The following is a 6,328-nucleotide window of genomic DNA, read 5'->3' as shown; positions in this document are numbered from 1 at the left end:
GCTCATTCTCTTTTCTCACCTTGAGAGACTCGCAAACCTCATTTGTGAAGCGCTCAGTTCCTTTTCTCTTACTGAGAGACTCGCAAACTTCATTTGCGAAGCGCTCATTCTCTTTTCTCACCTTGAGAGACTCGCAAACCTCATTTGCGAAGCGCTCATTCTCTTTTCTCAACTTGTTTCGAACTAAAGAAGTGTGACTGCCTTCTAAATGCTCAATGAAAACCTTAAATGGATGAAATAGATCAATTAGATAATTAGCAGCGATAAAAGATTTTTAGAAATCGGAGCCACAATCATTTTCATAGTGTACTATTATATTATTATTCGATATCAACTGGAGGTAAGAATGAAAAAACAGCGATTGTATGGTATCCGCAGTTCAGTGAATACGAATTAAGTGTGGTACAATCTGTGTTAATGCAAGGAAATAAACAGATTATTACTGTGGGAGTGAGCGAGGAACCGGTTCGAGGTGAAGCTGGATTAGTCTGTGTTCTGGATATATCTATTGTTTTAGAAGAAGAGCGGTTACTACAATTGATTAAAACAAGCTTTTTAAACATGACTATAAAATTGGGAGCATTTCAAGTTCTCCTCATTTATTGGCATCGGCAGGTGGGCTGAAGCGGAGAAATTATATAGTCGGTTTACCGCTTGAATATCTAGAAAATTCTGATGTGTTTAATGAAACGAAATTTATCGCAAACGGATTAATACAGGATGGGTCGTTATTAACGCCAAAGGCTCAAGTTTCAACACATGCGGTTTACTTTTCGGTTCTATGTTAGGTCTAACCTTTAATGAAAGGTGGTATGGTAATGGAAGGTTTTCCTGAATTAGAAACAAGTCGTTTAAAATTATTAGAAGTAAAAGAAGTATATGCTTGGGAATATTATGCGGTTTTATCGAATGAAAAAGTGACGAGATATTATGGTATGGATACTTTGACGGATTATAACCAAGCAGTAAATATGATTAAACTCATGAAGGAGACTTTTCAGAAGCAGCGGGGAATCAGATGGGCAATCGTACTGAAAGATTCTGAGAAACTAATTGGTACAGTTGGCCTTAACTTATTGAATAGAGGTCAGTCTAGAGCAGAAATCGGTTATGAGCTCCATCCAGATTTTTGGAGAAAAGGGATAGCAAGTGAGACTCTAGAAAAGGTATTACAATACACATTTGAAACATTACAATTAAATCGTGTTGGTGCAATTACTTTTCCTCAAAATAAAGCTTCGATTGAATTGCTTAATCGTTTCAGATTTCAGCAAGAAGGCATACTGAGACAATATCTCTATCAGAATGGAGAGTCACATGATGCTTGTATTTTTTCCTTATTAAAAAATGAATGGATGACAAGATAATATGAAACTACAAATGTTGACCCACCAAGACATTGATGGCATCATTCGACTATCACAATCTGTTGGCTGGGATTATGATCAAGCTGAAGTAACGACTATTTTAAATTCAAGTAAGGTTTTTGGACATAAAAATGAAGCTAATGAGGTAGTGTCGTCTGCAGCAATTATTCCATACGGGGAGAAGGCTGCTTCGATTGGTATGGTGATTGTTCATGAGGAGTACCGAGGAAAGGGGTTAGCAAGGGCCTTAATGAAGGAATGTATTGGCCAAGTAGATGAGCAAACAATCATTCAATTAATCGCAACTGCCAATGGGCGGCCGGTGTATGAAAAAATCGGTTTCCACATGGCAGGGGCAGTAAAGAAATTGATTGCGCCAACTCATTTTTTAAACAATCATAAGCTTATATCCTCGCCACAAGTGGTGCCATTTCAGCAAAAGGATTTTCAAGAAGTGGTTGCCCTAGATGAGAAAGCCTTTGGTGCTAATCGAACACAGTTCCTCTCGGAGAGAATTAGACAAAGTAAAGATTGCTTAATCCTTAAAAGTAAGGAAGGAAAGATAACCGGGTACGGTCTTTCAATTTTTGGTCCAGTTTATACGATTCTTGGCCCAATCGTTGCACCAGATACCCACTCAGCATTTCAAATCATCAGTCAGCTTAAGAAAAGAGAAGGAAATGGCGTAAGGATAGATATTTTATCACAACAAAACGAGCTGCAGGAATTGCTAGTAGCAGCCGGTTTTGAGTTGATTAATGAGCCACCAATGATGATGTTACATTCAAATAAGATACCAACAAGAACGGATCAACTATTTGCCATTGCCTCGCAGGCTTTTGGATAAATAATTTAGGTTATTCTTTCTTTTCCTTTTCCTTCAATAACGCAATCATTTCTTCATGCAATTCATTAGATTTAGCTAATTTACGTTCTATAGAAAATAAAGTAGCCATGACAAAGATAAATCCTATTACGGCAATGAACATATGGATTACTCCTTTTTTACACCTATTTTATAATGGGACAAGTTTAGATATATAGTGAAAAAGGTAGGATTTGTAAGGAGTTATTGCTTTTTAATCCCAGCAGCATAGAATGGCCCATTCAGGGTAATGGTGGATAATATATGAGCTATTTCTTCAGGTGTTTCATTCTTATCCCCAAGTAACCATTGTTGCAGGACACCAATATGTGCTGAAGCGATATAAGATATTAAGTATTCCCTTGGAACAAGTAGTTGATCTTCTTTAATCAGTGGCCCATTGGGGTCATCGAATAGCTTTTTGAACATAAATTTTTTTACCTTTGTTTGGAAAGAAAGATCACCTTTTGGTCCTAAAATGGCTTTCAGAAAGTCTTTATGGTGTTCAATGTATTGGAAAATACCTATGATTAGTGAAAACGAACCACCAGGGTATTGATTGACTTGTTCATATACTTTAGGGATGTTTTTCTGAGCAATCTCAGATAATCCAAGCATAATTTCTTCCTGACATTTATTCATCAAATCGTATTTATCCTCATAATGTGCATAAAAGGTTCCTCTATTGATTCCGGCTCTTGTTGTAATATCTTTCACTGTTACTGCTTCAAAACCCTTTTCTTCAATTAATTCCGCGATTGCTTTTCGAATAGCTTGTCTTGTGCGTGTTACCCGTAAATCTTGATTCTTTGTCAAAAAAATCCCTCCATAAGCGACAGATTATAAGAATATGTTCCATAAAGAACAGATTCTCTCTTTTTGATTATTGAATGGCCAACCTCTTGATATTTATAATTATAACCAACAACGTGTTGTTTAATATTATATCTTAAAAAGGAAGGCGACCATATGAAAATTTTTAAAGATAAATTAACATTGGCTACACCCATTCTCGCCTTTGTTATAATGTTTATCTTTTCACTGACGTTATTTCCAACAGTTAATCCCACACCTGAAAACTTACCTGTTGCGATAGTCAATGAGGATGAAGGGATGGAAGTAAATAATCAAGGATCTATCAATATAGGGGAGACGATGGTTGAAAACATCAGGGAAGCGGGTAGTAGTACAGATGATGATGAAGCTGCAGTGAAGTGGGTCGAGGTTAAGAACAAGGAAAAAGTAGTAGAAGGTCTCGATAACCAAGAATATTATGCTGCTCTTGTCATACCAAAAGATTTCAGTGAAAAACAAGCTTCATTAAAAACAAATCATCCAGCAAATCCTGAAATCGATATCATCATTAATCAAGGGATGAATGCCGCTGCCTCCTCTATGGCTAATCAAATGCTTAATCAAATGGTTGATCAATTAAATCAGCAGTTACGTGCGCAAATTTTTGCGGAGTTAAAAACGGCAGATACAGCTGTTTCTGTTTCACAAGCAGAGGTGTTAGCTGAACCGATTGCAGTGAATCATCAGAACGTGAATGCGGTTGGAGAAAACAGCGCAAATGGTAATGCACCAGTGTCTTTATTCCAGCCACTTTGGATTGCAGTCATGGCAATTGCAACAATTTTGTTTATTGCTGTGAACAAAATGACCGTACATTCACGTAAAGAAAACATTACTATAAAAGTGGGCCAAATTGTAATTGGTCTGTTTGCTTCTTTAATCATTGGATTTGGTCTGCCATGGTTAGCGGAAGACTTAGTTGGTATGAACATTCCATCATTTATGGACACGGCGTTATTTTTATCAGCTACATCCTTCTGTTTCTTTTTAATGATCTTAGCTGTTTTATCTTTGTTAGGCATTAAGGGTATTGCTATTTTCGCGCTTCTATTATTCTTTGGCGCCCCATTATTATCTATGGCTCCTGAGATGATGTCTTCATTCCATCAAACTTGGATCTATTCTTGGTTACCAATTAGATTTCTAGTAGAAGGATTGAGGGAGTTATTCTATTTTGGGCAATCGTTCTCATGGGATTTGATTTCCGTCCAGTTTTGGATTGGTTTAGTCAGTATAATAGTGATTTTCTTAACAGCACTAAAGTTGAAGCCCAAAAAATAGTGAGATGAGGGAGTACTTGTGAATAATCAAGTGTTAATTGTAGGCGCAGGTCCGACCGGGTTAGCTTTAGCATTAGGCCTTACTAAACAAAACATTCCATGTAAAATTATCGATAAGAATAAGGGGCCTGGTGAGGAATCGAGAGCAATGGTCGTTCAGGCAAGGATTCTTGAATTTTACGAACAACTTGGTATTGCTGATAATGTTATTGATAGAGGAATTAAAATTAAACATTTACAATTCTTCAAAAATGTCAAACGTAAAGCAAAATTAAATGTGGAAAACATGGGGGAAGGGCAAAGCCCCTTTCCATATATTTTAAGCTTGCCGCAAGATGAACATGAAAAGGTACTCATTGAGTTACTTGCTGAACATGGTGTGGAAGTAGAATGGCAAACCAAACTAGAATCTTTCACGGATGGTGAAAATGAGGTATGTACTCTTCTGAATAAGGAAGGACAGAAGTCAGATGAAGTGTTTCAATATGTTTGCGGTTGTGATGGCTCGCATAGTACAGTGCGAAAGGCTTTAGGTTTTGATTTTATTGGAGGTTCCTATGAACAACTCTTTTATGTGGCAGATGTCTATTGTGAATCAAATGAAACAAACGGTTTTCAGATGCGATTATTTGACGAAGGATTTTGTATTATTTTTCCTATTCGTACAACCGGTTCATTTCGTTTAATTGGTATTGTCCCAGAACTATTGCAAGAGAAGGACGGATTACAATTTTCCGATATAGCTCCGTATTTACAAGAAAAGTTGTCTATAGTGATAACAAAAGTAAACTGGTTTTCCACTTACAAAGTCCATCATCGTATGAGTGAGCATTTTCGTAAAGGGAGGATATTTATTGCTGGTGATGCCGGTCATGTTCATAGCCCCGCAGGTGGACAGGGAATGAACACAGGTATTGGTGATGCGATCAATCTTTCCTGGAAATTGGGTGCTGTCATTGATGGAAGAATGGATTCGTCTGTTCTTGACTCGTATGAAGAGGAGAGAATGGCTTTTGCGAAAACATTAGTCTCAACCACTGACCGCTTATTCTCCATCATGGTCGGAAAAGGCAGGTGGAATCAGATGATACGAAGTATTGTGCTACCTACGCTCATTCCTAAATTGACGAAGTTTACTACTGTTAGAAATATGTTATTCAAAGTGGTTTCACAAATACGGATTCATTATCGTGATTCTATGCTTTCAACTGGCGAAATTGGAAAAGTAGCTGCTGGGGACCGCCTACCATGGGTGGCATTTACTACTGGTACTAACTATGATCTGTTACAGTCTTTTAACTGGCAAATTCATGTATATGGAGATGTAATATTTAACACAAAGTCTGTTAATATACCTATTACTTTTTTTCCATATTCAAAGATTGTGGAAAAAGCCGGTATAAAAGAGGGGACAATCCTTCTGATTCGTCCTGATGGTCATGTGGCAGTAGCTTGTGAAGAGGGAGTGGATGAAATCAACGCATACGTTAAAAAATGGCATGTGAGAATCTGATTCCTCGAGGTAAAGTTTTTATTGAAAATAGTATAGCCCCTAACGCTTCTAAAGGGGCTATAGTGAGTTTTGTTATATCATTGTTATACCCCTTTTCCAGCAACAAATTCAAAAGTGCTGACCACTTCTATATTTACAATAATTGGCTTCGCTCGCTTAATTAGGTTTTGAAAAACTTCTAGTGTAAGTGACTCTTCGTGGGCCTCTTTACTCGACCACACTTCATATACATAAACGATATTTTCTTCTTTTTTTGCCGTATTAATAAGATAAATTTGACAAGGCTGATGGCGTTCCATTTCTTCAGATGCTTGTAATAGAAGATTAACTAATACATCACCTTGGTTATCTTTCGTCATAAATTTCGTAAATTGACTATACTGGTTCATGTATATCCCTCCTAATCGTCTCATACTTCATATAGTTCTGCCTTCATAAAACAAAACCC

The 6,328-nt window shown here is 37.1% G+C and carries 7 protein-coding genes; 4 read left to right on the top strand and 3 right to left on the bottom strand.

Annotated elements, in window-relative coordinates; all coding sequences use genetic code 11:
• Positions 1-818: 818 nt before the first annotated feature.
• Both U9M49_RS15555 and U9M49_RS15550 read left to right on the top strand, forming a co-directional pair.
• Positions 819-1,367 (top strand): GNAT family protein, encoded by a 549-nt coding sequence (locus U9M49_RS15555; RefSeq protein ID WP_322910110.1) that lies wholly within the window; start codon positions 819-821, stop codon positions 1,365-1,367.
• 1 nt (position 1,368) lies between these two features.
• On the top strand, positions 1,369-2,214 hold the full coding sequence (locus tag U9M49_RS15550) for a GNAT family N-acetyltransferase (protein WP_322910109.1): 846 nt from the start codon (positions 1,369-1,371) through the stop codon (positions 2,212-2,214).
• 10 nt (positions 2,215-2,224) lie between these two features.
• On the opposite strand, the gene U9M49_RS15545 is transcribed toward U9M49_RS15550, so the two are convergent.
• Together U9M49_RS15545 and U9M49_RS15540 are read right to left on the bottom strand one after the other, a co-directional pair.
• Positions 2,225-2,356, bottom strand: a complete 132-nt coding sequence (locus U9M49_RS15545) for a hypothetical protein (protein ID WP_267892255.1) — start codon at positions 2,354-2,356, stop codon at positions 2,225-2,227.
• Positions 2,357-2,436: 80 nt separating this feature from the next.
• Positions 2,437-3,048 carry a TetR/AcrR family transcriptional regulator gene (locus U9M49_RS15540; RefSeq protein ID WP_322910108.1) on the bottom strand — a complete coding sequence of 204 codons (612 nt, stop codon included), beginning with the start codon at positions 3,046-3,048 and terminating at the stop codon, positions 2,437-2,439.
• A 159-nt stretch (positions 3,049-3,207) separates the two neighbouring features.
• Between U9M49_RS15540 and U9M49_RS15535 the strand changes: the two genes are divergently transcribed.
• Both U9M49_RS15535 and U9M49_RS15530 read left to right on the top strand, forming a co-directional pair.
• The gene (locus tag U9M49_RS15535; RefSeq protein ID WP_322910219.1) at positions 3,208-4,368 is read left to right on the top strand and encodes a YhgE/Pip domain-containing protein; all 1,161 of its coding nucleotides are present in this window, start codon (positions 3,208-3,210) and stop codon (positions 4,366-4,368) included.
• Between the two features lie 18 nt (positions 4,369-4,386).
• On the top strand, positions 4,387-5,880 hold the full coding sequence (locus U9M49_RS15530) for an FAD-dependent monooxygenase (RefSeq protein ID WP_322910107.1): 1,494 nt from the start codon (positions 4,387-4,389) through the stop codon (positions 5,878-5,880).
• 83 nt (positions 5,881-5,963) lie between these two features.
• Here the strand turns inward: U9M49_RS15530 and U9M49_RS15525 are convergent, their stop codons facing one another.
• Positions 5,964-6,269, bottom strand: a complete 306-nt coding sequence (locus tag U9M49_RS15525; RefSeq protein WP_095370505.1) for a putative quinol monooxygenase — start codon at positions 6,267-6,269, stop codon at positions 5,964-5,966.
• Between the last annotated feature and the right edge of the window lie 59 nt (positions 6,270-6,328).

The organism is Cytobacillus sp. OWB-43, from assembly GCF_034651445.1.
In the GTDB taxonomy this organism is placed as follows: Bacteria; Bacillota; Bacilli; order Bacillales; family Cytobacillaceae; genus Cytobacillus; species Cytobacillus kochii.
This window is presented reverse-complemented; position numbering and strand designations above follow the sequence as displayed.